General features: G+C 44.3%; 22 protein-coding genes. 2 read left to right on the forward strand and 20 right to left on the reverse strand.

The features are described from left to right. Positions 1-127: 127 nt before the first annotated feature. Positions 128-1,408, reverse strand: a complete 1,281-nt coding sequence (locus RH061_RS15675; protein ID WP_311071525.1) for a DNA polymerase IV — start codon at positions 1,406-1,408, stop codon at positions 128-130. Between the two features lie 190 nt (positions 1,409-1,598). Between RH061_RS15675 and RH061_RS15680 the strand changes: the two genes are divergently transcribed. Continuing rightward, the gene (locus RH061_RS15680) at positions 1,599-3,311 is read left to right on the forward strand and encodes a methyl-accepting chemotaxis protein (protein WP_311071527.1); all 1,713 of its coding nucleotides are present in this window, start codon (positions 1,599-1,601) and stop codon (positions 3,309-3,311) included. A 54-nt stretch (positions 3,312-3,365) separates the two neighbouring features. On the opposite strand, the gene RH061_RS15685 is transcribed toward RH061_RS15680, so the two are convergent. The 5 genes from RH061_RS15685 to mce form a co-directional block, all read right to left on the reverse strand. After that, on the reverse strand, positions 3,366-3,848 hold the full coding sequence (locus RH061_RS15685) for a chemotaxis protein CheW (RefSeq protein ID WP_311071529.1): 483 nt from the start codon (positions 3,846-3,848) through the stop codon (positions 3,366-3,368). 758 nt (positions 3,849-4,606) lie between these two features. Then, complete coding sequence (locus RH061_RS15690; protein WP_311071405.1) at positions 4,607-6,160, reverse strand: IS1182 family transposase; 1,554 nt, start codon at positions 6,158-6,160, stop codon at positions 4,607-4,609. Positions 6,161-6,468: 308 nt separating this feature from the next. Next, positions 6,469-7,590 carry a tripeptidase T gene (locus RH061_RS15695; RefSeq protein WP_311071532.1) on the reverse strand — a complete coding sequence of 374 codons (1,122 nt, stop codon included), beginning with the start codon at positions 7,588-7,590 and terminating at the stop codon, positions 6,469-6,471. A 74-nt stretch (positions 7,591-7,664) separates the two neighbouring features. After that, positions 7,665-9,215: an acyl-CoA carboxylase subunit beta gene (locus tag RH061_RS15700; protein ID WP_311071533.1), complete on the reverse strand. Its 1,551-nt coding sequence runs from the start codon at positions 9,213-9,215 to the stop codon at positions 7,665-7,667. 2 nt (positions 9,216-9,217) lie between these two features. Then, the gene (gene mce, locus RH061_RS15705) at positions 9,218-9,631 is read right to left on the reverse strand and encodes a methylmalonyl-CoA epimerase (protein ID WP_311071534.1); all 414 of its coding nucleotides are present in this window, start codon (positions 9,629-9,631) and stop codon (positions 9,218-9,220) included. 265 nt (positions 9,632-9,896) lie between these two features. On the opposite strand from mce, the gene prli42 reads away from it, so the two are divergent. After that, entirely contained in the window at positions 9,897-9,992 is a 96-nt protein-coding gene (gene prli42, locus RH061_RS15710; protein WP_167831477.1) for a stressosome-associated protein Prli42, read from the forward strand. A gap of 42 nt (positions 9,993-10,034) precedes the next feature. Here prli42 and RH061_RS15715 read toward each other — a convergent pair whose 3' ends face one another. From RH061_RS15715 to buk, 14 genes are all read right to left on the reverse strand, one after another. Beyond that, entirely contained in the window at positions 10,035-10,550 is a 516-nt protein-coding gene (locus tag RH061_RS15715) for a L,D-transpeptidase (RefSeq protein WP_311071536.1), read from the reverse strand. A gap of 26 nt (positions 10,551-10,576) precedes the next feature. Next, positions 10,577-11,566: an aromatic acid exporter family protein gene (locus RH061_RS15720; protein ID WP_311071537.1), complete on the reverse strand. Its 990-nt coding sequence runs from the start codon at positions 11,564-11,566 to the stop codon at positions 10,577-10,579. 205 nt (positions 11,567-11,771) lie between these two features. After that, the gene (locus tag RH061_RS15725) at positions 11,772-12,494 is read right to left on the reverse strand and encodes an amino acid ABC transporter ATP-binding protein (protein WP_311071538.1); all 723 of its coding nucleotides are present in this window, start codon (positions 12,492-12,494) and stop codon (positions 11,772-11,774) included. Next, entirely contained in the window at positions 12,487-13,146 is a 660-nt protein-coding gene (locus tag RH061_RS15730) for an amino acid ABC transporter permease (protein WP_311071539.1), read from the reverse strand. The genes RH061_RS15725 and RH061_RS15730 overlap by 8 nt, the downstream gene beginning before the upstream one ends. Before the next feature lie 83 nt (positions 13,147-13,229). Beyond that, on the reverse strand, positions 13,230-14,021 hold the full coding sequence (locus tag RH061_RS15735) for a transporter substrate-binding domain-containing protein (RefSeq protein WP_311071540.1): 792 nt from the start codon (positions 14,019-14,021) through the stop codon (positions 13,230-13,232). A gap of 218 nt (positions 14,022-14,239) precedes the next feature. After that, the gene (locus tag RH061_RS15740; protein ID WP_311071541.1) at positions 14,240-14,677 is read right to left on the reverse strand and encodes a BrxA/BrxB family bacilliredoxin; all 438 of its coding nucleotides are present in this window, start codon (positions 14,675-14,677) and stop codon (positions 14,240-14,242) included. A 251-nt stretch (positions 14,678-14,928) separates the two neighbouring features. Further along, a complete protein-coding gene (gene meaB, locus RH061_RS15745; protein ID WP_311071543.1) occupies positions 14,929-16,056 on the reverse strand; it encodes a methylmalonyl Co-A mutase-associated GTPase MeaB in 1,128 nt (375 codons plus the stop codon). Further along, on the reverse strand, positions 16,056-18,287 hold the full coding sequence (gene scpA / locus RH061_RS15750) for a methylmalonyl-CoA mutase (RefSeq protein WP_311071545.1): 2,232 nt from the start codon (positions 18,285-18,287) through the stop codon (positions 16,056-16,058). The genes meaB and scpA overlap by 1 nt, the downstream gene beginning before the upstream one ends. Further along, the gene (locus tag RH061_RS15755; RefSeq protein WP_311071546.1) at positions 18,238-20,178 is read right to left on the reverse strand and encodes a methylmalonyl-CoA mutase family protein; all 1,941 of its coding nucleotides are present in this window, start codon (positions 20,176-20,178) and stop codon (positions 18,238-18,240) included. The genes scpA and RH061_RS15755 overlap by 50 nt, the downstream gene beginning before the upstream one ends. A 177-nt stretch (positions 20,179-20,355) precedes the next feature. Continuing rightward, positions 20,356-21,675 (reverse strand): dihydrolipoamide acetyltransferase family protein, encoded by a 1,320-nt coding sequence (locus RH061_RS15760; RefSeq protein ID WP_311071548.1) that lies wholly within the window; start codon positions 21,673-21,675, stop codon positions 20,356-20,358. Positions 21,676-21,721: 46 nt separating this feature from the next. Next, the gene (locus tag RH061_RS15765) at positions 21,722-22,705 is read right to left on the reverse strand and encodes an alpha-ketoacid dehydrogenase subunit beta (protein WP_144476445.1); all 984 of its coding nucleotides are present in this window, start codon (positions 22,703-22,705) and stop codon (positions 21,722-21,724) included. Between the two features lie 12 nt (positions 22,706-22,717). Continuing rightward, complete coding sequence (locus tag RH061_RS15770; protein WP_311071550.1) at positions 22,718-23,713, reverse strand: thiamine pyrophosphate-dependent dehydrogenase E1 component subunit alpha; 996 nt, start codon at positions 23,711-23,713, stop codon at positions 22,718-22,720. Positions 23,714-23,783: 70 nt separating this feature from the next. After that, on the reverse strand, positions 23,784-25,205 hold the full coding sequence (gene lpdA / locus RH061_RS15775) for a dihydrolipoyl dehydrogenase (RefSeq protein WP_311071552.1): 1,422 nt from the start codon (positions 25,203-25,205) through the stop codon (positions 23,784-23,786). A 58-nt stretch (positions 25,206-25,263) separates the two neighbouring features. Continuing rightward, positions 25,264-26,349 carry a butyrate kinase gene (gene buk, locus RH061_RS15780; protein WP_311071553.1) on the reverse strand — a complete coding sequence of 362 codons (1,086 nt, stop codon included), beginning with the start codon at positions 26,347-26,349 and terminating at the stop codon, positions 25,264-25,266. Between the last annotated feature and the right edge of the window lie 179 nt (positions 26,350-26,528).

Genomic DNA, 26,528 nt, shown 5'->3' on the forward strand with positions numbered 1-26,528 from the left:
ATAACTTCCCTTCATTTTAGAATAGGTTTTTAGACATACACACTAATTTAACAATGATAACAAACTGATGCAAACAATCTGGTTTGTCCCTCTTTATTTTGACTTAACCTTGTTATGCTAAACGTCATTAAAAATCTTTTTTCTCTCTTTTACGCCCCTGGAGGAAATCTTTATTGAAGCTCGTCCCAGCCCCCGGATTCTCGCTGGTTCGGGGCTTTTTCACCTGTGAACCTGCACTTTCAATGATGCTCTTGCCGTATTTCTCACGCAGCTGGCTCATCGTATTGATCAGCGGCTCCTTTTTCGCATCCAGCTCATAAGAAAAAAGGTCTAGCTGCTTGACAGCTTTATCTGCTTCAAGCAAGTCGGTTCCAGTAATTCCTAGCAGCCTGATAGGATCTCCATTCCAATGCTTCAAGAAAAGCGCTTTGGCGGCTGTGGCTATTTCGTCCTGCTTCGATACAGGGTTCTGCAGCTTCTGGCTCCTGGTGATCGTCTTCCTGTCCTTAAAGCGGATCGTCACACTAATGCTAGTCGCGACAGCTTCCTTCCTTTTCATCCTTGCCGCTACTTGCTCTGACAGCACATCAAGAACTTTCAGGAGCTCATGCTGATTCGAAATATCACGCGGCAGTGTAGTCGAGTTGCCTATGCTCTTGAAATCATAGACAGAGTCGGGATCCACCCGGCGGTTATCCTGTCCATTTGCTCTTTCTTTCAATCTTAATCCATTGATGCCCAGGAGTCCTTTCAGCTGGATTTCATTTGCTGCCGCCAATCCGCCTATTGTATGGATTCCAATACTTTTTAGTTTGTCCGCTGTTTTTGTTCCTACTCCATGCATTTCACCGACCTCAAGCGGCCAGAGGATCCGTGGGATTTCTCGCTTTCTTAAAACGGTGATTCCCATTGGCTTCTTCATATCGGAAGCCGTTTTCGCCAGGAATTTGTTTGGAGCCACCCCGATACTGCAGGGCAAGTCTAGCTGCTCATAAATTCTTTTTTGGATGCTTCCTGCGATTTCAAGCGGCGCCCCCAGTTCTGAGCAATCCGTTATATCCATATATCCTTCATCAATGGAAACAGGTTCTACAACCTCTGTGTATTGGCGCAAAATATCGAACATTGCAGCTGATGCTGTACGGTATCTATCAAAGTTCGGTTTCTTTATGATTAATTCGGGGCAAAGCTTTTTGGCTTCCCATAAAGGCATTGTCGTCTTGACGCCGAATTTCCTCGCTTCATAACTGCACGTGACAATAATACCGCGTCTTTCTTCTGGATTGCCGGCAATCGCGAGTGGCTTACCCTTCAATTCAGGATCGTAAGCCATTTCAACTGAGGCATAGAAGCTATTCATATCAACATGCAAAATGACTTTGCCGTTCTTTGGATACATTTCTTTCATGATCCCACTTCCCAAATATACGTTCCCTTCTAGTGTATCAAAAAAACTCATTCATTACTTATATCGGGCTTGAATTTAGGTTAAGGTGCAGTTTTGAACATTATGTGAAGAAAAGGCTTTAAACGTTTAATATTTTTATACAGAAACCGATAAATAACCATGAGGATATAGAAAAGATGGGGGAATTTTTATGCAGCATTGGTCTATTGGCAGAAAGTATGCAAGCGTTTTCGCATTCATTATGTTTATCTTTTTAGGCAGCTTCATTTATGTAACGACTGTTTTATCAAACCTTCAGAATGCAATCGACCTTGCCGAAGAAAAAAGTGATTATGCAATCATGATCAGTGAAATGGGGGCCACATTTCGCCAGAAGTATATCATTATCACAGACTACATAACCGAACCGAAACCAGAGCTTCTTACACTGTACAAAAAAGAAACTGATCAATTTAACAGCTCTGCTGACAAGCTGAAAAACAACGTAAAAACAGAGGAAGCCAAAAGCTTGTTCAATGCAATTGTCCAAACAGATAAGCATATGGACAAAATCTGGGAAGATGAAATTTTAAGGACTGTTGAAAATTTCAAGACTAACGGCGAACAGGTTGATATTTTCACCCAAATCAGTCTGGCCAACAAGGCTGAAACGATTCGCGATATGAACATCGATAAGCTTAATGAACTCAGGACATCGATTCTTGATGAACGTACAAGGATCATGAAGGAAACTCATTCTACGATTGCCTCGATGATACGGAATACGTTCATTATTATCATATTAGCCTTTATCCTCTCTTCAGTAGCCATGTACTTTGTCTCTCGCAATATCAGCAAGAATCTCAAAAAAGTGGTAGCTTACTGTAAGAGACTCGCTAATGGTGAATTGAATGTCAAAGCATTGGAAGCGAAGAGTAAGGACGAAGTTGGGCAGATCATCCTCGCCATGAACCAATTATCCGGGAACTTGAAAACTTCGATTTCCAGTATCCTGGCATCATCGGACCTGGTAAATGATATGTCTAGGAACCTAAAACTTAATGCGGAAGCCACGACTGAAGCCAATAATGAAATTACTGCATCCATCATGCAGGTGGCATCTTCATCTGACGAACAAGTGAAAATTTCTGAACGTACAAATGAAGCGGTCGAAGATGTATCTTCCCAATTAATTGAAGTCACCGGGTCGCTAAAAGAGACCCTTTATACAACCTCTAGCACGAAGGATAAAATCGAGGAAGGCAAACTATATGCATTTAGTGTCACAGAACAAATGGACCAGATCAATGGAAAAGTGTCAGAATTAGCGAGTGTGATTCATTCACTGAAAAACAATTCTCTGGAAATTCATCGAATCATCGAAATCATCACGGATATTTCAAATCAGACCAATCTGCTGGCATTGAATGCTGCAATTGAAGCAGCAAGAGCCGGGGAGCATGGAAAAGGTTTTGGTGTCGTCGCACAGGAGGTCCGCAAGCTCGCTGAACAATCAGCCGGTGCAGCAGACAGCATCCGTACCATCCTTGAGGAGACTGGAAAAGAAACGAATCAGGCCGTAAACGTCATGGATGAAAGCCAGACGACCGTACAAAAAGGAAATGAACTGGTTGAGAAAGTAGCGAAAATCTTCACTGAAATAGCGCAATCGATTGAGGAAGTCAGCTCGAAGGGAAACACAGTGAGCAGTGCTGTCATGAATGCAAATGAAAAGATGGAATCAATGGCTCAGTCAGCCAATGAAGTGATCACTGCTTCCTCTAGGTCTGCACTATTCTTGGAGCAGGTTGCCGCAACAACCGAAGAACAAAATGCTACAATGCAAGAGCTGTTAGAATCATCCAACAAGCTGTCCAACATGGCCGAGGACTTGAGAAAGTCATTCTCCAGCTTCAAACTATAAAAGGAAACAAGCTGACCCGGATTAGATGGGGTCAGCTTGTTTATTTTGATGCCATTAATTATGTATTTCCTGCTTTTGCTGTTTCATATAGTCTTTGATTTCTTTTATTCCTTCTAGTGAATTGATCAGGGTTTGCGGGTCAATGATCATGATCATCCGTTTATCCAAATTGGCTATTCCCGTAATGAATATCGTATTTTGGTAGGCGATAAGGCCAGGCTGCTTCATATTTACCTCAGGAATCTCAAGGATTTCCTTTGCATCCCTGACGAGGACACCCAATGAGATTTCCGAAGTCTCAAGCACGATCAGTCTCGTCTTGTCATCAGCCCGAATATCCCGATGGTATAGGACCTTTTCAAGATCAATGACCGGAATCAACTCTCCCCGTACCTTCGTGATTCCGGTGACATAATCAGGCATATGCGGAATCGCTGTCATCCCTTCCAATTTTTCAATTGAAATGACATAAAGGATCGGAAAAGCGTATTCTTCATTTCCTGCCTGGAATACAACCGTCTTATTGCTATCAGCCATTTGGAGTACACTTCCTTTAATTAAATTTCTATCTATCACTCTGTTTAATCCTCATATGATTCCAGATTGGAAATCTGGTAGACCATTCCATGTATTATATCGGAGTCTTCAGGGGCATCTTTAGGATTATTGAAGAATGAGTGTATGTAATATACATTTTGACTTCGTGCTCTCTCTGAATTGTCTATTAAAGCATGGTTCCTGGACATTTTGACTTCCTGCTCTCTCCAAAATGTCTATTAAAGCTTGGTTCCTGGACATTTTGACTCCTGGTCTCTCCAAAATGCCTATTAAAGCATGGTTCTTGGACATTTTGACTTCCTGCTCTCTCCAAAATGTCTATTAAAGCATGGTTCCTGGACATTTTGACTTCCTGCTCGCTCCAAAATGGCTATTAAAGCATGATTCTTGGACATTTTAACGTCGTGCTGTCTCCGAAATGTCTATTAAAGCTCGGTTCTTGGACATTTTAACGTCGTGCTGTCTCCGAAATGTCTATTAAAGCTTGGTTCTTGGACATTTTGACTTCTTTCTCTCCCCAAAATGTCTATTATCTTGAACTAGACTCTCTACTTATGAAATTGTCTGCAAAATTCGTATCCCGCAAATTCTTCCCTTAGGCGTATTCATTTAAAAAAGAGGCTGACTCAAAAGGTTGAATAAATTCGACCTGAGAGTCGCCTCTTTTACTTTTTATCCAATTTATGGGTTTGGATTTGATGGATTTATAAGGGAAAGAGGGATATTCCTCCCCTTAGTTACCCTAATTTTTGTTCGCTTTCCTTGTTGGCTGCCCACTTCAAAAGATTGTGTGCAGCGCAAATAAGACCCCAATCCGTGGTATTTTTGGAGAGGCCTCTTAACCCAAATCTTTTAAACCCTCGATTGTGTTTAATCTGCCCAAATACTGGCTCGACATCTATTTTTCTCTGCCTGTATCTTTGGCTTCCTTCTTCCGCAGCCAATCGTTCCCGAACTTCTTTTCGTTGTTGTTGGTTTTTCACTGAGACCTGTACGGTCTTTGTATCTTTGTCTTTGGCACAGGTTGTTTGGAATGGACAGTTCATACAATCGGTACAGCGGTACGTGCGCTTCACGGAATCGTAACCGTTGTCGGACTTTCTTTGACTCTCATACTGGAAAACCAGGCGTTTTCCGTTTGCACAAATCCATTCATCTAGCTCTTCGTCATACTCCATATTTTCAACTCGGCCAATTTGTTCCTTCCATGCCTTTGTCTGTTCCTTGTCAAAAGTATTGTATTTAATGTACGCTTCTATTTCCTGTTCTTCACAATGTGCATAGTTCTCTTCGCTTCCATAACCAGAGTCGGCAATAACGGCCTTTGGCTTCGGGCGGTTATGTTTTTCCAAAAGTTCAAGATGGGGAATCATGCATCCAGGATCTCCAGCCCGTTGATGGAGGCTGAAGTTGGTGATGAACTGATTTTCTGTTCCAATCTGAACATTATATCCAGGCTTTAACTGCCCGTTCATCATGTGGTCCTCTTTCATTCGCATAAAAGTGGCATCGGTATCCGTCTTAGAAAAGCTGTTTCTCTCTCCAAAAGTCTGTTTCTGAAGTTCATACTTCTGCTTTCGAGGTAGAAGGTCTTTTTCCAGTTGGCGCTTTGCCTTCTTTAAAGGTTTGTTTTTTGGATCCTGTTCCAGTCTCTCTTCCAGCTTTTTAATGGTTTCTTCAATTTTTGCAGAAGAGATGGGTGTCTCTTCGAGCTTTTCCTGAAAATCTTGTTCCCTTTCTGCTTCTTCATCTTCTTTGGTGATTTGTTCAATCCCAAAGACAATCTGGCGGAATTTCTCGTCCAACTTTTTATCGTATTTTTCAGTGGACTTCTTCCAAACAAAAGTATACTTGTTGGCGTTTGCCTCCAATTTGGTCCCATCCAGGAAATAGTCTTCTAGCTTCACAAGTCCTTCCTCCCGAAGGAGGTCGACTATGGAAAAGAACGTCTCATAGATGACATCTTTCATGCGTTCGGAACGGAAACGGTTGATGGTACGAAAATCAGGCTTCTGTTCGCCGGAGAGCCACATGAACATAATATTCTCTGTTAGCTGTTTCGCGATTTGTCGAGAGGAATAAATACGGTTGGCATATGCATAAAGAATGACTTTTAACATCATTTGAGGATGGTAAGGCGGCCGTCCTCCACCAGGATAAAGAGAGAGAAAGATATTGGGGTTCATCTGGTCGACGGCAAAATCAATCAATCGAACAAGGTGCTGTTGAGGAATCAAAACTTGAATGTCCATTGGAAGGGTCAATTGGTTTGTGTTATAATTTTTATACAAGAAAATCTCTCCTTTTGTATAGTTGGTTGTGGTGACTTAATTATAACAAAAGAGGTTTTTCTTGTATTTTTTTGCACAAAAAATGAATTTAGAAACCTGAGTTGATTGGAGTGGAAGGCGCGTAGACTCCTGCGGGCGCAGCTGGTCAGGTGAGACCCCGCAAGAGCGAAGCGATGAGGAGGCTCAGCGCCAGCCCCGCGGAAAGCGAAGCGCCTGGAACGGAAATCAACGGACCATTTTTACAAGTAGTCTCAAAAATAAAGAGGGTGCCCAAAAGTTTATACTTTTGGGACACCCTCTTTAAGGTATTACTGTGCTGCTACTTCTTCAATCAATGCGATGACCATTTCGGCAAGCTTGTTGAGCTCTTCGATTGGCATTCTTTCATTCGTTGTGTGGATTTCTTCATATCCTACAGCAAGGTTGACGGTTGGGACGCCAAAGCCGGCAATGACGTTTGCATCGCTTCCGCCGCCGCTGTGGAGCAATTCTGAGCTTCTGCCGATTTTTGCAGCTGCTTTTTTTGCAAGCTCGACGACCAGGTCGCCTTCGCCAAATTTGAAGCCAGGGTACATGACCTGAACATCGACATCTGCCTTGCCGCCCATTTCCTGAGCTGCTGATTCAAATGCTTCTTTCATTTTTGCCACTTGCGCTTCCATTTTTTCCGGAATCAACGAACGCGCTTCTGCAAGAATCTCTACACGATCGCAGACGATGTTTGTCTGTGTTCCGCCCTGGAAGCGGCCGATGTTCGCCGTTGTTTCCTCATCGATACGGCCAAGCGGCATTCTTGAAACTGCCTTGGCTGCGATTGTAATGGCTGAAACACCTTTTTCTGGAGCAACACCTGCATGAGCAGTTTTACCATGGATGACAGCTGCTACCTTTGCCTGCGTAGGTGCTGCAACAATGATGTTCCCTACCTTGCCATCACTGTCGAGGGCGTAGCCATATTTTGCTTTAACCAATGAAGAATCCAATGCCTTTGCACCAACCAAGCCGGATTCTTCTCCAACAGTTATGATGAACTGGATTGTACCATGCGGAATCGATTGTTCCTTTAAGACACGCACTGTTTCAAGCATGACAGCAAGCCCAGTCTTGTCATCAGCACCAAGGATCGTCGTACCATCCGTCACAACATAACCATCTTTAATGGATGGCTTAACGCCATTAGCAGGAATGACCGTATCCATGTGGGAAGTAAAGTAGATTGTATCTACTCCTTCTTTTGTACCTTGTAAAGTACAGATCAGGTTTCCAGCGCCATGGCCAGTTTGTGCAGTAGTATCGTCCTCGAAAACCTCTACGCCGAGGTCCTCGAATTTCTTCTTGAGGACGCGTGCGATTTCAGTTTCATACTTTGTTTCAGAGTCAATTTGGACAAGCTCTAAAAATTCATTCAATAAACGTTCGTGATTAATCATCCTAGCCGACCTCCAATTATGTATATACTACTAGAGTATAACGCTAATTGAATCTCAATACCAAACACAAAATCCTACAGTGGGATGTTGCCGTGTTTTTTGCCTGGCCTGTCTTCCTTCTTCGTCCGGAGCATTTCCAGGGACTGAATCAGTTTGATTCGAGTTTCCCGCGGATCGATGACATCATCGACCATTCCCTGGCTTGCAGCGACATAAGGATTCGCGAATTTCTCACGGTACTCATCGATTTTCTGCTGCCTTATCTGTTCCGGATTATCACTGTTCTGGATTTCCTTCGCAAAAATAATATTGGCAGCACCCTGCGGTCCCATTACGGCGATTTCAGCATTCGGCCACGCAAAAACAAGATCCGCCCCGATCGATTTACTGTTCAGGGCGACATATGCTCCGCCGTACGCTTTTCGTAAAATAACGGTGAGCTTAGGAACTGTTGCTTCTGAATAAGCATAAAGGATTTTCGCGCCATGACGGATAATGCCACCATGCTCCTGCTTGATGCCCGGGAAGAATCCTGTGACATCCTCAAAAGTGATGATTGGGATATTGAAAGAATCACAGAATCTGATGAAGCGGGATGCCTTATCAGAAGAATCGATATCAAGCCCGCCTGCCATCACCTTCGGCTGGTTGCAGACAAGACCGACGACCTCGCCTTTAATTCTTGCAAGCCCAATGACAATATTTTTGGCAAAGTCCTTCTGTATCTCCAGGAATGATTCGGAATCGACTACCTGCTCAATCACTTTGCGCACATCATATGGTCTTATTGCATCGAAAGGAATGGCATCCGTCAAATCTGGCCTGTAGTCATCTTCATCATCTGCCTCTAGCCTCGGCGGCTTTTCTTCATAGCTTTGCGGCAGATAGCTTAACAGCAGCCTTACCTGCTCCAGTGTTTCTTCTTCAGACTGGCCATGGAAATGTGCATTGCCACTGATCGTGTTATGTACAATCGCTCCGCCGAGATCTTCAGCAGAAATTTTCTCCCCGGTAACCGTCTCGATTACTTTGGGACCGGTAATGAACATCTGGCTCGTTTTTTCGACCATGAATACAAAGTCGGTAATGGCTGGCGAGTATACCGCTCCGCCGGCACAAGGACCCATGATCACGGAAATTTGCGGGATTACACCAGAATAGATAGAATTGCGGTAAAAAATATGCCCATAGCCATCGAGTGAAACGACACCCTCCTGGATCCTTGCTCCGCCGGAATCGTTCAGACCCACGAATGGAGCGCCATTTTTAGCAGCCAGATCCATCACATTGGCAATTTTCTTTGCATGCATTTCACCTAAGGCTCCGCCAAACACGGTGAAATCCTGGGAAAACAAGTAAATCGGCCTGCCATTCACCTTACCGTAACCGGTTACAACTCCATCCCCTGGGCCCTTCTGGTTCTCAAGTCCAAAGTCTGTGCTCCGGTGCTGGATGAATGGATTCAACTCCACAAAACTGCCTGGATCGACTAGCAACTCTATTCGTTCCCGAGCAGTCAGCTTCCCTTTTTCATGTTGCTTTTCGATCCGTTCGTCACCGCCGCCCAGTTCGATTTCCCTGCGTTTATCATATAGTTCATTGATTTTCTCATAGATGTCTGGCATTTCTATTCAGCCTCCCCGTTCTTCTCGCAAAGTTCGTATAAAACACTTCCTGTCGATTTTGGATGCATGAATGCGACTAACGCTCCCCCTGCACCTTTCTTAGGAACATCCTGAATCATCCTGATTCCATTTTCCTTCATATCATTGATCCTTTCCTGGATCGACTCTACGCCAAGGGCAACATGGTGGATTCCTTCCCCACGCTTCTCAATAAAACCTGCGATGGCGCTTTCCTCAGATAACGGTTCAAGAAGCTCTAGTTTCGTTTCCCCTGCTTTCAGGAAAGCTACTTTTACTTTCTCGCTTTCCACTTCCTCTATCCCAAGTAATGGCAGCTTCAGCACATCTGTATAAAATGGGAGGGCATGCTCAATAGATTTGACAGCAATGCCGATATGGTCGACCTTTTTAATCATGTAATTCCCTCCAGATTATTATTTAAATATATTTAACTGTTTTAATATTCGACAAAAATGTCACAATTCCTTCTTACTTTAATGAACATTACGGATAATAGAGAAATTATGATTGACATAATATTAAGTTCACTTTACTTTTACACTATCATAAATTTTATTTAAAGGTTGGCATTCAAGCTTTGCTAAAAGGGTTGTTCAAATCAACACAGGGATGTAAAATAGTAGTGGTAGAATGCTTTAGTTTTGGAAGGGGGATCTCTTTATGCGTAAAACCAATGTCAGGAAGGTCGTAGTATACATCATGCTTTTTACTATGCTAGCATCAACCCTTCTTATGGGATTATCAACATTTCTTTAATTGATATAAATAATCAAAGGGCTGTCATCTGACAGCCCTTTTCTATTCACCGATTGCTCCATATTCTTTGCCGATTTCTATAAAATCTTTAGAAGTAGATGTGATCAGGATTTTTGTTCCCAATGGAATATAGTCGTACAATGATTCAACTGCCTCATTTTGGAGGCGTACACAGCCCTGTGATATCCTTTTCCCGATGCTTGAAGGGTCGTTCGTCCCATGGATCCCATATGTCCGGCCATCTGTATTTTCAGCGTCAAATCCAATCCATCTGCTGCCCAGTGGGTTTTTCGGGTCCCCACCCGGGATGTCCTTCTTGCGATAGTAAGGATCAGGTGCTTTGACAGTGACGGTAAAAAGCCCTTCAGGCGTAAGGTCCTCAGATTTGCCTGTAGCCGCACTGACAACCGTCTGGACTCTGTTCTCATTGATTAAAGCGACTTCGTTCGTCTCTTTATTCACAATCACGAATGGGTCTCCAGGCATCGGATTTGGTCCAAGCGGCCAAATTGGTGAAAAAATGAAAGCTGCTAGAAGCATAGAAATAAACACTGGCATGATGATCCCTCCGCGGTCTATTTCCGTTAGTTTGCCTCGGAGGGCTGATTTTTATTCTTCCCAGTGTTCAACCCTTTAAACGACCTTTTCAGCAAAAGGAATTGTTCCATCTCATTCACAAAATGGAGCAGGGATGCCCTCGCCTCGAACTCTTCCCGTGTTTTTGGGAGCTCCATGTTCTCAAACTCCGTTCTCATTCTTAACAATTTTTCAAGATAAAACAGGACCGTATTCCCCGGATGGATTCCTTTGGACAGAGTTTCAACAAAGTCCGCTACCATATTAGCCTGCTCTACATGCTTAGGAATCGAGGTGACAGAAGGCAGAACCCTCTCAATTATTTCGAATTGCTTTTCTCTTATTTTAAAATATTGATAATACAGGTTTTCATCTCTCAAAAAGTGATTTTCTACATCCTGGATGGCCAGACTTTTCGCTTTTTCAATCAGTCTTGCAGTCTCTGTCAATTCCCTTCCATCCCAATCCGAATCGTTTTTTCTAAGATAGAGTGCAATCTCCCTGAATATCTTTTTGAACTGGGCTTCGATTTCTCTTTGGCATTCCTCCAGCTTGTTGTCGACACTCGGCATATACAAATTCATGATCAGTGCAACACCAATTCCGATCGTGATGATTCCCAATTCATTAATTAAAAGATCTGCTGTTACCTTTCCGGCAGAGTAGATATGCATGATGATGACACTGCTGGAAACGACTCCTTCCTTCGCCCTGAACATGACGACAGTCGGAATGAAAAAGAGCAGCAACAATCCAATGACTATAGGGTGATACATGATTCCCTCAAAGAACACTGCGGAGAACGCCATGGCAATTACACATGCCAGGAATCTATGCCAGGATGCCTGCAGCGATCGCTTCTTTGTCACCTGTATACAAAGAATCGTCAAGATACCCGCTGAAACATAATTGTCAAAGCCGAAAAACTGGGCAATGACGATGGCGAGGGCCGTACCAAGCGCTGTTTTTAACGTACGATAACCAATTCTGAATTTCACAATGTTTTCTCCCATCAAAAAACTTAAGCTCTAATAATTTGCAAATACCCGAAAGCTGATCCTCTTAGCACCAAAATTTGTATCCAATGTCCATTTGAAACTCGGGAAATTTCTTTGCAAAAAATGAAAAGATGACCACATCTAAGATATGATCATCCATTAGTTTATCAGATTCGACATCCTTTATAAAAGCTAGGGAAGTGTATCACAGCATTTTTTCAAGAAACTCTTTTGCCCTGCTGCTCTTCGGGTTGCTGAAGAATTCTGCTGGAGGGGCATCCTCGACCAATACTCCGCCATCAAGGAAGAGCACTCGATCCGCAACTTCACGGGCAAAGCCCATTTCATGCGTCACTATTGCCATTGTCATACCGGTATGGGCGAGCGACTTCATTACCTCAAGCACTTCTTTGACCATCTCCGGATCCAAAGCAGAGGTGGGTTCATCGAACAACATGACTTCAGGGTTCATTGCAAGTGCCCGTGCAATTGCAACGCGCTGCTTTTGTCCTCCAGACAGCCTGTTCGGATATTCATTTGCTTTTTCGGAGAGACCTACTTTTTTCAGCAGCTCCAAGCCTTGCATATCTGCTTCGGCCTTCCCTGCACCCTTAACCTTAATTGGTGCATACGTTATGTTTTGCAGCACGGTCATATGCGGGAACAGATGAAAGTGCTGGAACACCATGCCGACATTTTCACGGACTTTCATAATGTCCGTTTTCTTGTTGGTAATATCATCTGAACCAATCAAAATCTGGCCGCCTGTAGGCTGCTCGAGTAAATTAAGACAGCGGAGGAACGTCGACTTTCCTGAACCTGAAGGCCCGACGATGGCAACGACCTCCCCATTTTCAATTGTCGTTGAGATACCTTTTAAAACTTCCAGCTTGCCAAATGATTTATGAAGATTTTGTACTTTAATCACTTTGTCTCATTCTCCTTTCAACCAGCTTGCCGATGAATGTCAAGGAGATGACCATGAGGTAATAGATCAGGCCGGCAAAAATCATCGGCTCAAAAAATCTATATTGCTCTCCGCCAACAACATAAGCCCTGCGCATAATATCATTTACTGCAATAACCGTTACGATTGCCGATTCCTTTGTCAGGGTAATGAACTCATTCATTAACGCTGGCAAGATATTTTTCAGGGCTTGAGGAAGAATGATGTCCCGCATCATTCGGTTGCCGGGAACACCAAGAGCCATTGCTGCTTCTTTCTGTCCTTTATCAACGGCTAAAATTCCTGCACGAATGATTTCGGAAATATAGGCAGCCGAATTTAAAGAAAAAGAAGCGACTGCAGCTGTATAGGACGAAATCTCAAATCCGATGATCTGCGGAGCACCATAGTAAATAATCATTAATTGCAAAATGAGCGGAGTTCCGCGGAAAATCGATGTATAGGCATCCGCAAACCAATTTAGTAGTTTCGCTTTACTGATCTTGAAAATTGCCAGGACAATTCCAAACGCAAAGCCCAATAGCCCTGCGACAATTACTATTTTCAAAGTGACGCCGATTCCCTTCAAGATATATGGCAATGAAGGAAGGATGGCGGTAAAATCAAGATTCATAGTCTTAACAGCCCTCTCTGTCTATTTCATGAAGGAGAAAGGCGCCCAGAAGACATTAGCATTCTGAACGCCTGTTTTGAAACTTACTTTTCTCCGCCAAACCATTTCACGATCAATTTGTCTACTTCACCGTTTTCCATTTTTTCTTTCAGAACCCTGTTGAATTCTTCTGTCAGCTTGCTTCCTTTAGGGAACGCAATCGCTGAACCAGCTTCTTCCTCACTGCCATCCTCAATTGTGAATCCTTCCAGATCAGGGTTGTTGTCGAAATAACCTTTTGCAACTGTATCTTCAATAATCGCTGCATCGATACGTCCAGCTTTGATTTCCTGAACCAGTTCAGGGATCCTTGTGCGTTTCTCAATCTTGATTTCTACTGTTTCGGCAATTTTTTCAGCTTCTTCTTCCTGGATGGATGAAAGCTGGACACCAACAGTCTTTCCTTTTAGATTTTCGATAGATTTGATATTGCTTTCTTTAGAAGAAACAATCATATGTTTCGCAGTATAGTAAACATCAGTGAAGTCTACGTTCTTTTGACGTTCTGGAGTAGGAGTCATGCCTGCCATGACAAAATCAACGCGGTCTGCCTGGATTGCACCGATTAGGCCGTTGAAATCCATATCCTTAATTTCTACTTCGTACCCTAATTCACTTGCGATCAGATTGGCTAGGTCTACATCAAAACCAATGATTTCATCACTTGTTGCTGTTTCCACATATTCAAATGGCGGATAGTCAGCTGAAGTCCCCATTTTAAGAACTTTCTTTTCCTCACCGCCGTCACCTGAGGTTTTTTCAGTGCTTGTCCCACATGCTGCGAGAATTCCCATTAATAAAATACTCATCATAAAAATTGAAACTGCTTTTTTCATCTGTTATTTTCCCCCTATAATGTCCATTCTGTAATTTTATACAAGTCTATTAATATATTAGCTATTAAACTTATGTATTTATGAATAATAACTAATAATTATTAACTAAAATGTATTTTAACACATATTAATAAATATGCAATAATATTTTTAAATATAAATAACAAGAATTTTTCATCATAAAAAAAGAACCCCGGCAATGCGGGGTTCTTCTGCTATTATACTTCTTCGCAATATTCTTCGAATGCATTTTGCAGTTTGTTAACGACTTGCATTGGATCATGGCCTTCGATTTCGTGGCGTTCGACCATTTTGCAAAGTTTTCCGTCCTTCAACAATGCGAAAGATGGGGATGATGGCGGATAGCCTGTAAAATAGCTTCTTGCCTTTTCTGTTGCTTCCTTATCCTGGCCTGCGAAAACAGTTACAAGGTGGTCAGGGCGCTTATCATAATGAACTGCATGTGCTGCTGCAGGACGGGCAATGCCTCCGGCGCAACCGCAAACTGAGTTAACCATTACAAGGGTTGTTCCTTCTTTAGCCAAAGCCTGTTCTACTTCCTCACTGGAAGTTAATTCTGTATATCCAGCTGCCACGATTTCCTGGCGTGCCTGGCGGACTACATCATTCATGAAAAAATTGAAATCCATGCTCATCGATACATCTCTCCTCTGCTGAATAATAACTAGTACATAAATATATGATACCAATTAAAATAAATTTTTCAAAGTATGTTTAACTCCCACGGATTCCGGGAAAGGTAACAATACAGCTAGATCCATACCCCTAAACTCCCTAGATGAAGGACAACAGAACATTCTGTTGTCCGCTTTTTTTATGCTCTTTTCATATTCGATGAGAAAACAGCCTTGTTTAACAGACTAAAAGCTGCCCAAAATTGGACAGCTTATTTTTTTGCCTCAAAAAATGCTTTGAATAATTCCTCGACTCCGGATGCGACTGGCCTGCTTCCTGAGATGACTTCATTTTCCACCTTGGGAAGCAGGTGTTTAACTTGCCGGTGATGAAAGAAACTTGCCTGAAGCTGATCGACGATCATATCATTCAGCCATTGTTTTGTCTGGAGTCGCCTTCTTTCGTCAAAGATCCCGCTATTCTTGGTAAAACTCTCAAAGGCTCTGATTGTTTCCCAGATTTCTTCAATTCCCTTTTCCTGTACCGCTGAGCTGGTCAGGGCCGCTGTCTGCCAGCCTTTTGTCGCAGGCTGCAGGAAATGCAAGATCCGGTTGTACTCTTCTTTGGTCTTCTTCGCTGTTTGTTCATTAGGACCGTCTGCCTTATTCACAATGACAGCATCCGCAAGCTCCATGATTCCTTTTTTCATTCCCTGCAGTTCATCTCCGGCACCTGTCAGGACGAGAAGCATGAAAAAATCGACCATATCTCTGACAATGACCTCACTTTGGCCGACTCCCACTGTCTCAACCAGGATGATATCAAAGCCAGCTGCTTCACATAACAGCATTGTTTCCCGCGTTTTGCGGTGGACACCTCCAAGTTTTCCTCCAGAAGGTGATGGCCGGATGAACGCCCTCGGATTCCTAGCAAGCTTTTCCATCCTTGTCTTATCCCCGAGGATACTGCCGCCAGTCAGGCTTGAGGTAGGATCAACCGCAAGGACCGCAACTTTATGACCCAATCCGCACAAATAGCTGCCAAAGCTCTCAATGAACGTACTCTTGCCCGCTCCTGGCACACCTGTGATTCCAACCCGGATGGAGCGACCTGATTCAGGCAGAAGCTTCTGCAAAAGAGTTTGGGCCGTTTGAAAGTCATGCTCCGCATTGCTTTCAATCAATGTGATTCCTTTGGCCAGCGCTGTCCTGCCTCCCGCCTTGATGTCTTCAGCTAGTGAAACTGGATCAATCCTTGGTACATTCTTTTTCTTGACGAAACGCCCGGATTTCGCTGCGGGCCTTTCGGTATTTCCAGCTGAGACTCCAGGCTTCACAACGCTGGAAAACGAATCTGCCTTGTCGGGGTCGAACCATTCTGGCTTTTTTTCATCAGTCATTAACTAGACACTTCCTCATAGCCCAGTCGCTCATAAATCGTCCGTAAAACCTTCTGCGCCGCAACAGGGATGACCGTTCCAGGTCCAAAGATCGCGCTCGCCCCATTTTCGTAAAGGAATTGATAATCCTGAGCTGGGATCACGCCCCCGACAATGACGACAATATCCTCGCGGCCTAACTTTTTCAATTCCTTCACAAGCAGAGGCAATAATGTTTTATGTCCAGCCGCCAAAGAGCTGATTCCAATGGCATGGACATCATTCTCGACTGCCTGGATCGCTGTTTCTTCAGGCGTTTGGAAAAGCGGGCCAATATCCACGTCAAAACCTAAATCCGCAAAAGCCGTTGATATGACCTTTGCTCCTCGGTCATGCCCATCCTGCCCCATTTTCGCAATCATGATACGAGGTCTGCGTCCTTCATTTTCAAGGAACTCCTGGGTCATTTGCTGTACCTCGGCAATTTCTTCACCATTTGTGAAGGCTGAGCTGTAGACTCCGCTGACTGAACGAATGACCGCTTTATGTCTGCCGGCAGCCTTTTCGATTGCGTCGGAAATTTCTCCAAGTGTTGCTCTGGCGCGAGCAGCCCTTACTGCAAACTCCAGAAGATTGCCTTCTCCAGTTTCAGCCACCCTTGCTAATTCATTTAGAGCTGACTCGGCTTTTTCATCATCACGGTTTTCTTTCAACTGTTTGAGCCTTTCAATCTGTTTCGCTCGAACGGCTGTATTATCGATATCCAGGATTTCCAGTGGATCCTCCTGGTCCAGCTTGAATTTATTCACGCCGATGATTGTTTCTTTTCCAGAGTCAATTTGGGCCTGGCGTCTTGCTGCTGCTTCTTCAATCCGCATTTTTGGCAGTCCGGTTTCAATTGCTTTCGCCATCCCTCCAAGACTTTCGATTTCTTCAATATGCTCCCAGGCACGCTCAATCAGTGCATTTGTCAAACTCTCAACATAGTAACTGCCTGCCCATGGATCAATGACCTTCGTAATCCCGGTTTCTTCCTGAAGGAATAGTTGAGTATTACGTGCAATGCGTGCTGAGAAATCCGTCGGCAGCGCAATTGCTTCATCAAGAGCATTGGTATGCAGCGATTGAGTGTGGCCCATTGCCGCTGCATGTGCTTCTACCAATGTCCGTATAACATTATTATAAGGGTCCTGTTCTGTAAGACTCCAACCCGATGTTTGGGAGTGAGTCCTCAAGGCCATCGACTTTTCATTCTTCGGATGGAATGTCTTGATCATTTTTGCCCAGATAAAGCGGGCAGCCCTCATCTTGGCAATCTCCATGAAATAATTCATTCCGATCGCCCAGAAAAAGCTTAGCCTTGGTGCGAATGAATCAATATCTATTCCAGCCTTAAGGCCTGTCCTCACATATTCAAGCCCGTCGGCGAGCGTATACGCCAATTCGATATCCGCAGGAGCACCGGCTTCCTGCATATGATAGCCTGAAATACTGATTGAATTGAATTTTGGCATATATTTTGAAGTGTATTCAAAAATATCGGCTATGATTTTCATCGACATTTCAGGCGGGTAAATGTATGTGTTCCTGACCATATACTCTTTCAGGATATCATTTTGAATCGTCCCGGATAATTGGTCCTGTGTCACACCTTGTTCCTCGGCAGTCACGATGAAAAACGCCATGATGGGCAGCACAGCACCATTCATTGTCATGGACACGGACATCTGGTCAAGCGGGATACCGTCGAACAGGACCTTCATATCCAATATCGAATCAATTGCTACACCAGCTTTTCCTACATCACCCTCAACCCGGGGATGATCGGAATCATAACCTCGGTGTGTAGCCAAATCAAAGGCAACAGACAAACCTTTTTGTCCCATTGCGAGGTTGCGCCTGTAAAACGCATTGCTTTCTTCCGCAGTGGAAAAGCCTGCATACTGCCTTACCGTCCATGGACGGTTAACATACATCGCTGGATATGGTCCCCTTGAAAAAGGAGGCAGGCCCGGCATTCCATCCATATGTTCCGAAGATGTTACATCTTCTTTTGTATACACTGGCTTAACCTTGATTTGCTCATTTGTTTCAAATAAAAGATCATCGATTTTCTGCTGTACCTGCCGATCTACTTGCTCCTTGCTGGCTTCCTTTTCCTCAGCAAACAAACGGACTTTCTTAAAATCAGGCTTTTGCACTTTATTCCACCTCCATATCCTTAAGCATTGATGATAGAGTTTGTAATGCATTGCTTCTTACATGTAAAAACTCCTGGATTCCTGCAGTTCTCCATTCACTTTGATGTTCGTCAGGGATGCCTGCCAGGTAAAGTTTGACATCATGCTCTCTCTTAATGTCCTTTGCAAGCTCAGGCCCAAAAGAATGATAGGAAGACTGATCGCCGCAAATAACAAACTGTTTTGCTTCTGATGAGTTTATGAACTCAATAGCTGCTGAAATGGAGTCCACTTCTCCGCTCCTAACAGCATGAATCCCTCCAGCTGATAATAATCCGGAAATGAAATCTGCTCTTGCCTTATGCTTCTTCAACTCACCCAGGCAAATCAAGCCGACCCTGGGTTGAACACCTTGGTTTTCCAGCTTCTTTGCCCTGAACCTCAATTCCTCATAAGGCTCTGCTAATCTTTTTAATTGCAAGGATGCGAAGCTTGATTCCACTTCTTTAAAACTCTCTAATAGAGAACTGCCAGACTTGATTTTGGTGATAGCAGAGTCAAGGGAGTCTATCATATAATTACTTTTTTTCTCCTCTACTGAAGGCTCAGCGACATCATCAGAAAGATTGGCATAAACATTCGTTCCAATGATGCTTTTTTTACGTGTAGCAATGTCCTGTTCACGAGCTTCCGCAGTAAGCGAAATCTGCTCCTGAAGCCAGCCTGATTTCAGCGTTTCATATATTCCGCCCCTGCTGTCCATTTCAAGGAATAGTTCCCACGCCTTTTCAGCCAGTTCCTTTGTCAGTGATTCGACATACCATGAACCGCCTGCGGGATCGGCTACTTTTTCAAGATGCGCTTCAGATTTAAGCACCAGCTGCGTATTTCGGGCAACTCTTTCAGAAAAATGCTTCACAGTGCCTGCTGGTTCATCAAAGCTTCCAGTATGAAGGAACTGAATTCCTCCTAAGACGGCCGCAAAGGCTTCATTTCCAGTCCTAAGCATATTCACGTATGGATCGAAAATAGTTTTAGTAAAGTTTGAGGTTTCAGCGGATATGACCATTTTGCGCTCTTCCGGTTCTGCTCCGAACGCCTCTGCCGTTTTGCTCCACAGAAGCCTGGCCGCCCGAAGCTTGGCGGTTTCCATGAAGAAGTTTGAGCCTATCGCAAAGTGGAACACAACCTTTGATAACGCTTTCTTTAATTCCCACCCATTGTCCAGCAGCTTTTGGAGAAGGTACACTCCTGTGGCAACAGCGATCGCCAGCTCCTGCATAGCATTGGCACCGCTATTATGGTATGGAACACTATTGACGAGTACAGTCTTTACTCCAGGCAATTGCTGAGCTGCTTCTTCAAGCATCTTTGCCCAATCCCTAAAAAATTCATTTTCCTCATTTGGCATTCCGCCAAATAAGCTTGCCTGTGCAATTGGATCCGCCGCTACGAAACCAGAAGCCTCATCGGCAGTACCCGCTTCCTTGCTGGCAATTGACAGAGCTGCCAGCAATGGCGTCTGAAGCAATCCAGCATCCAAGCTGAAAGGGTACTTATTTTTAAAGGAAGAGAGAAGTGAAACCAATGCAGTATTATCGGAAAACAACTCTGGTTTCACGTCAAAAGAAATGGCTGTTTGTCCTTTTGATAGAGCGTACTCGAGTTTCTCTTTCAACTCACCGACATTGTTGTAAAATAGGCGGTTTGCTATATGCCAGGACTCGGACTGATATCCAAGAGAATGGATCCCTCTTCTATAATCCTCCTGACCAGGCAGATCCCCTGTCAGTTCATCCGGGAGATCTCCTTTTGTATAAAGCGGTTTAAGAGTAATATTTTCATATGTATTCGTATAAAGTGAATCAATCGGTTTGCCCTTCAATGAAGCTGCGGCTTTTTCCTGCCAATCTTCAAATGTTGCATCTTTGAACGAGGTCGCTTTCATATTTTCAATCGTCATAAACCTTACTGTCCATGATTCAGACAGCTTTCCCCCCTTCACCTTAATTGTAGTAAAATTCTAATTTTTATACTCTTCTATATTTTAGTATACGATTCCTTTTCTAGCAACGAAGGACATTTTTATGTGGCCAATCCAAAAATTAAAACGCCCAGGTTCACCTGGGCGTTCTGCAAATTAATAGATGGATGTTGTCTCTTTTGATGTATTCTCAAGGATTTCCTTAACCCTTGCAAGGAAACGGCCGCAAACAAGGCCATCCAGTACACGGTGATCAAGTGACAGACAGAGGTTCACCATATCACGGACAGCAATCATGCCGTTGTTCATGACGACAGGACGCTTAACGATTGATTCCACCTGAAGAATCGCTGCTTGCGGATAATTGATGATTCCCATGGATTGAACGGATCCGAAAGAACCAGTGTTGTTGACAGTGAAGGTTCCGCCTTGCATATCCTCGGAACGAAGCTTGCCTGTGCGTACCTTTTGAGCAAGCTCATTGATTTCACGGCCAATGCCTTTGATTGTTTTTTCATCTGCATTCTTGATGACAGGCACGAAAAGTGCATCATCAGTAGCCACTGCAATGGAGATATTGATATCCTTTTTCTGGATGATCTTATCGCCAGCCCACATGGAATTGATTTGCGGGAATTCCTTCAATGCCTGAGAAACTGCCTTCACAAAGAAAGCAAAGAAAGTAAGGTTGAAGCCTTCTTTTTTCTTGAAGTCATCCTTAAGCCCATTTCTGTACTCTACAAGATTCGTAACATCCACTTCAACCATCGTCCATGCATGCGGCGCTTCATGTTTGCTGCGAAGCATGTTAGCGGCAATCGCCTTGCGGACACCCGTTACAGGAATCTCAATGTCTCCGGCAGCAACCGGTATTGAAGGTGCTGGAGCTGCAGGCTGGGAAGGCGCTGCTGTTTGAGCTTGTGTTTCAGGCTGTGAAGCGGCCGGCTGATTTTGTGCCGTTTCTTTCACTTCTTCTTTTTGGCTTGAAGGTTGTGGGATATTGCCGGATTCAATGATTTGCTTAAGATCTTTGCGTGTAATCCTTCCACCCGCTCCAGTTCCCTTTACCAGGGTCAGGTCGATATTATTTTCCTGTGCCAGCTTCAATACTGCAGGTGAATATCTAGCCTTGTTTCCTTCTTCAGCTGCTGGTGCAGGTGCTGCACTTGCACTTGCTGAAGAAGCAGAATTTGAAGCAGCAGCATCAGCGGCAGGTGCTTCATCAGACGATCCGCCTTCAATTTCAATGGTGCAGATGATTTCACCAACTGCCAGTGTGTCCCCTTCACCAGCAATCAGTTCTTTGATTGTACCTGAAAATGAAGATGGTACTTCAGCATTTACTTTGTCGGTCATGACTTCTGCAAGTGGATCGTATTTATTTACTTTGTCACCAACGGAAACCAGCCACTTGCTGATTGTTCCCTCAGTTACACTCTCACCTAATTGAGGCATTTTAATTTGTTCGATTGCCACAGATTGACCCTCCTTCTCCAATCATTCTATTTCCAACATGAATATATTAAAATTCAGCAAGTTCTCTCATTGCTTTTTCAACTTTATCAGGATTGATCATAAAGTATTTCTCCATTGTTGGAGCATAAGGCATAGCTGGTACATCCGGTCCTGCCAGTCTCTTGATTGGTGCATCCAATTCAAATAAGCAATGCTCAGCAATAATTGCAGACACTTCACTCATGATGCTTCCTTCTTTATTGTCTTCCGTTACGAGAAGAACCTTTCCTGTCTTCGAAGCAGCCTCGATGATTGCTTCCTTATCCAGTGGGTATACCGTACGTAAATCAAGAATGTGAGCAGAAATGCCATCCTTTGCAAGCCTTTCAGCTGCCTGCAGCGCAAAGTGGACTGCAAGGCCGTAAGTGATGACCGTGATATCTTCACCTTCACGCTTCACATCTGCTTTGCCAATTGGAAGTACATAATCATCCTCAGGGACTTCTCCCTTGATCAATCGGTAAGCACGCTTATGCTCGAAGAATAATACAGGATCTTCATCACGGATCGCCGCTTTCAATAATCCTTTTACATCATAAGGAGTCGAAGGCATGACGATTTTCAAGCCAGGCTGGTTCGCGAAAACCGCCTCAACCGACTGTGAGTGGTAAAGCGCACCGTGTACACCGCCGCCATAAGGAGCGCGGATAACCATCGGACAGCTCCAGTCATTATTCGAACGGTAACGGATCCTTGCCGCTTCAGAAATGATCTGGTTGACTGCAGGCATGATGAAATCTGCGAATTGCATTTCAGCGATAGGGCGCATTCCGTACATTGCAGCACCGATCCCGACACCTGCAATAGCCGATTCTGCCAACGGCGCATCGATTACCCGATCTTCACCGAACTTTTCGTACAAGCCCTGTGTCGCTTTGAATACTCCACCTTTTTTACCTACGTCTTCACCGAGGACAAAAACTCTCGGATCTCTTTCCATCTCTTCTTTGATTGCCAATGTCACTGCATCTATATAAGAAATTACCGCCATTTTCGTTCCCCCTTACTCTTCAGCATATACGTATTTCAGAGCATGTTCAGGCTCCGCATACGGTGCATTTTCAGCATAATCAGTTGCTTCATTAACCAGCTTCATGATTCGATCGTTGATTTCCTTTTCAGTTTCATCATTCATGATGCCGTTTTCCTTTAAATAAGCGCCGAAGGTAATGATCGGGTCCTTCGTCTTAGCCTGCGCAACCTCATCTGGCGCACGGTAGCTTCTGTCGTCATCATCTGATGAGTGTGGAGTCAGGCGGTAGGATACAGCTTCGACAAGGGTCGGCCCTTCACCAAGGCGTCCTCGGTCAGCTGCTTCCTTGACCACTTTATAAACTTCTAAAGGATCATTTCCATCGACTGTGACACCTGGCATACCATATCCGATCGCACGGTCTGAAACCTTTTCAGCTGCAACCTGTCTTTCGTAAGGTATTGAAATCGCATATTTATTGTTCTCAACCATGAAAATGACAGGAAGTTTATGGACTCCCGCAAAATTGGCACCCTCGTGGAAATCACCCTGGTTGGAAGATCCTTCTCCAAATGTAACGAATGTTACCAGGTCCTTTTTCTCCATTTTACCAGCAAGAGCGATACCGACCGCGTGAGGAACCTGAGTGGTAACAGGTGAAGATCCTGTCACGATCCTATTCTTCTTTTGCCCAAAGTGTCCAGGCATCTGGCGTCCGCCAGAGTTAGGGTCTTCCGCTTTGGCAAAACCAGAAAGCATCAGGTCTTTTGCAGTCATGCCAAAAGTTAAGACCACTCCCATATCACGATAGTAAGGAAGCACATAATCTTTTTCACGATCCAGAGCAAAAGCAGCTCCTACCTGTGCCGCTTCCTGTCCCTGACAGGAAATAACGAACGGAATTTTCCCGGCACGGTTCAACAGCCACATCCGCTCATCAAGCCGGCGGGCCAACAGCATTGTTTCATACATTTCCATAACTTTTTCATCACTTAAGCCAAGTGCAGCGTGACGGTTTTCTGCCATCTTTATACCTCCCAATTGTTCGTACAAGGCCCTTTTTCCAGGGAAAAAGAGCTCTTGTTCAAAATTTATATTAAGAATGTATTGCTTTACCATCCACAGCCAGGGCAGCTTCGCCGATGGCCTCTGATAATGTCGGGTGCGGATGGATGGTATGGGCAACTTCCCATGGTGTTGCATCTAAAACTTTTGCAAGTCCTGCTTCGGAAATCATATCGGTTACATGCGGCCCAATCATATGGACACCTAGAATATCATTGGTTTCCTTGTCAGCAACGATTTTTACAAATCCGTCTGACTCACCATAGACAAGCGCCTTGCCGATTGCTTTGAAAGAGAACTTCCCTGTCTTTACATCATGGCCCTTCTCTTTTGCTTCATCTTCGGTCAAACCGACGCTTGCAGCCTCAGGAGAGCTATAGATGCATTTGGAGACAAGCGTATAATCAATTGGATGCGGATTTTCACCAGCGATATGTTCCACAGCGACGATTCCTTCATGGGACGCAACATGAGCAAGCTGCAAGCCGCCGATTACATCACCAATAGCATAGATATGGGATTCTTTTGTCTGGAAATACTCGTTCGTCTGGATGAAGCCTCTTTCCAGCTGAATTTCTGTATTCTCAAGTCCAATTCCTTCAACATTAGCCTGGCGTCCAACAGAGACTAGCAATTTTTCAGCAGTGAATTCTTTTGTTTCACCTTTGACCTCTGCGCTGATCGTGACTCCATCACCTTTTTGAAGTGTCTCAGATAAGACTTTTGCACTTGTGATGATCTTCACGCCTTTTTTCTTCATCGCACGCTGCATCTCTCTTGAAACTTCCTTGTCTTCAGTCGGAACGATACGGTCCGCATATTCAATGACCGTAACCTGAGTTCCAAAATCAGCAAGCATGGACGCCCATTCAATCCCGATTACGCCACCGCCGACGATGATGATTGACTTTGGCAGTTCCTCCATGACAAGTGCTTCATCGGATGTCATCACATATTGCCCGTCAGCTTCTAGCCCTGGCAAAGTTCTTGGTCTTGAACCTGTCGCAACGATGACATTCTTAGGGATCAGCATTTCATTTTCCTCACCATTGTTCATCTCAACAGAAATGGTTCCTGGCATTGGAGAGAAAATGGACGGACCTAAGATCCTTCCCAGTCCCTCGTATACATCGATCTTGCCCTGTTTCATCAGGTGCTGTACACCACGGTGCAGCTGTTCGACGATTTTTTCCTTTCTTTCCTGTACCTTTACGAAATTGACGCCTACTTCACCTGTCGTCACGCCAAATTCTTCACTTTTCTTGGCGGTCGCGTATACTTCAGCACTGCGGAGCAATGCCTTGCTCGGGATACAGCCCTTATGCAGGCATGTCCCACCTAGCTTTCCTTTTTCAACGATGGCAGTCTTCAAGCCAAGCTGTGAAGCCCTGATTGCTGCAACGTAACCGCCTGTACCGCCTCCGAGAATGACCAAATCATATTCTTGAGCCATCTCAATCCCTCCTCTATCTATGGTTTTTCATATTTACTTGACTTACCATTTTGCCAGCCTACCTGCCTGGATATTCTTTTACTTCTTCTTCGCCGCGAAGAATGCGAAGAGCTCCTTCGGCGAGTGCCTGCAGTTCGTTCTCACCAGGGTGGACAATGACATCCGCAATCCAGTTGATTCTTTCAGAGATTGCCTGGACGAACTCTTTTCCATACGCAAGACCGCCTGTAAGGACAATCGCATCAACTTTCCCAGCAAGGACGGCACTTGCAGAACCGATTTCCTTTGCTACCTGGTAAGCCATCGCATCATAAACAAGCTTTGCATTCTTATTTCCCTGTTTGATCATTTTTTCGACCTTCACTGCATCATTCGTTCCAAGGTATCCAACAAGGCCACCCTGTCCGACGAGTTTCTTCATGATTTCTTCCCGGAAGTAATCACCAGAAAAACATAGTTCCACAAGGTCGCCTGCCGGTACTGTCCCTGCACGTTCCGGGCTGAAAGGACCATCACCATGCAAGCCGTTATTCACATCGACAACCCTTCCCATTTTGTGGGCGCCTACAGTGATCCCGCCTCCAAGATGAGTAATGATCAGGTTCAGCTCTTCATATTTCTTGCCGAGCTCTTTTGAAACCCTGCGCGCAACAGCTTTTTGGTTCAATGCATGGAAAATGCTTTTTCGTTCAATAAGTGAGAATCCTGATACCCGGGCAACGGGATCAAGCTCATCCACCACGACTGGGTCGACAATAAAGGAAGGAATGTTTAAACCTGAGGCGATTTCATATGCAAGAATACCTCCCAGGTTTGAAGCATGCTGGCCAGAATAACCTGCACGCAAGTCTGCGAGCATATTATTGTTCACTGCATATGTTCCGCCCTCGATAGGCCGCAAAAGCCCGCCGCGCCCACAAACAGCACTTAATTTTGAAATGTTGATCCCTTCTGTATCAAGCGTTTCAAGTATCGTATTCTTCCTGAATTCGTATTGGTCGATGATGGTTTCGTAGGAGTTGATGACAGTTGAATCATGACGGATCGTTTTTTCAAAAACCGAAACCTCATTGTCAAAGACTCCAATTTTCGTTGATGTAGATCCTGGATTGATGACTAGAATCCGATGTTCTGTTTGTTGCACAGTTAAACCTCCAATTAGCTTGCGGAACGACAAAGATCCACAATACGTCAGTAGCATATAGGAAACAGCAGAGGCGCCGAAACAAATATTCAGCGCTCTCTGCGGAAGCCTTGTTAAGGCTGTTTACAATAAATCGTTGCCATAAAGTCTTCTTCGTACCCGAAAACCATTGTCTAATC

It is taken from the genome of Mesobacillus jeotgali (assembly GCF_031759225.1).
Taxonomy (GTDB): Bacteria; Bacillota; Bacilli; order Bacillales; family Cytobacillaceae; genus Mesobacillus; species Mesobacillus jeotgali_B.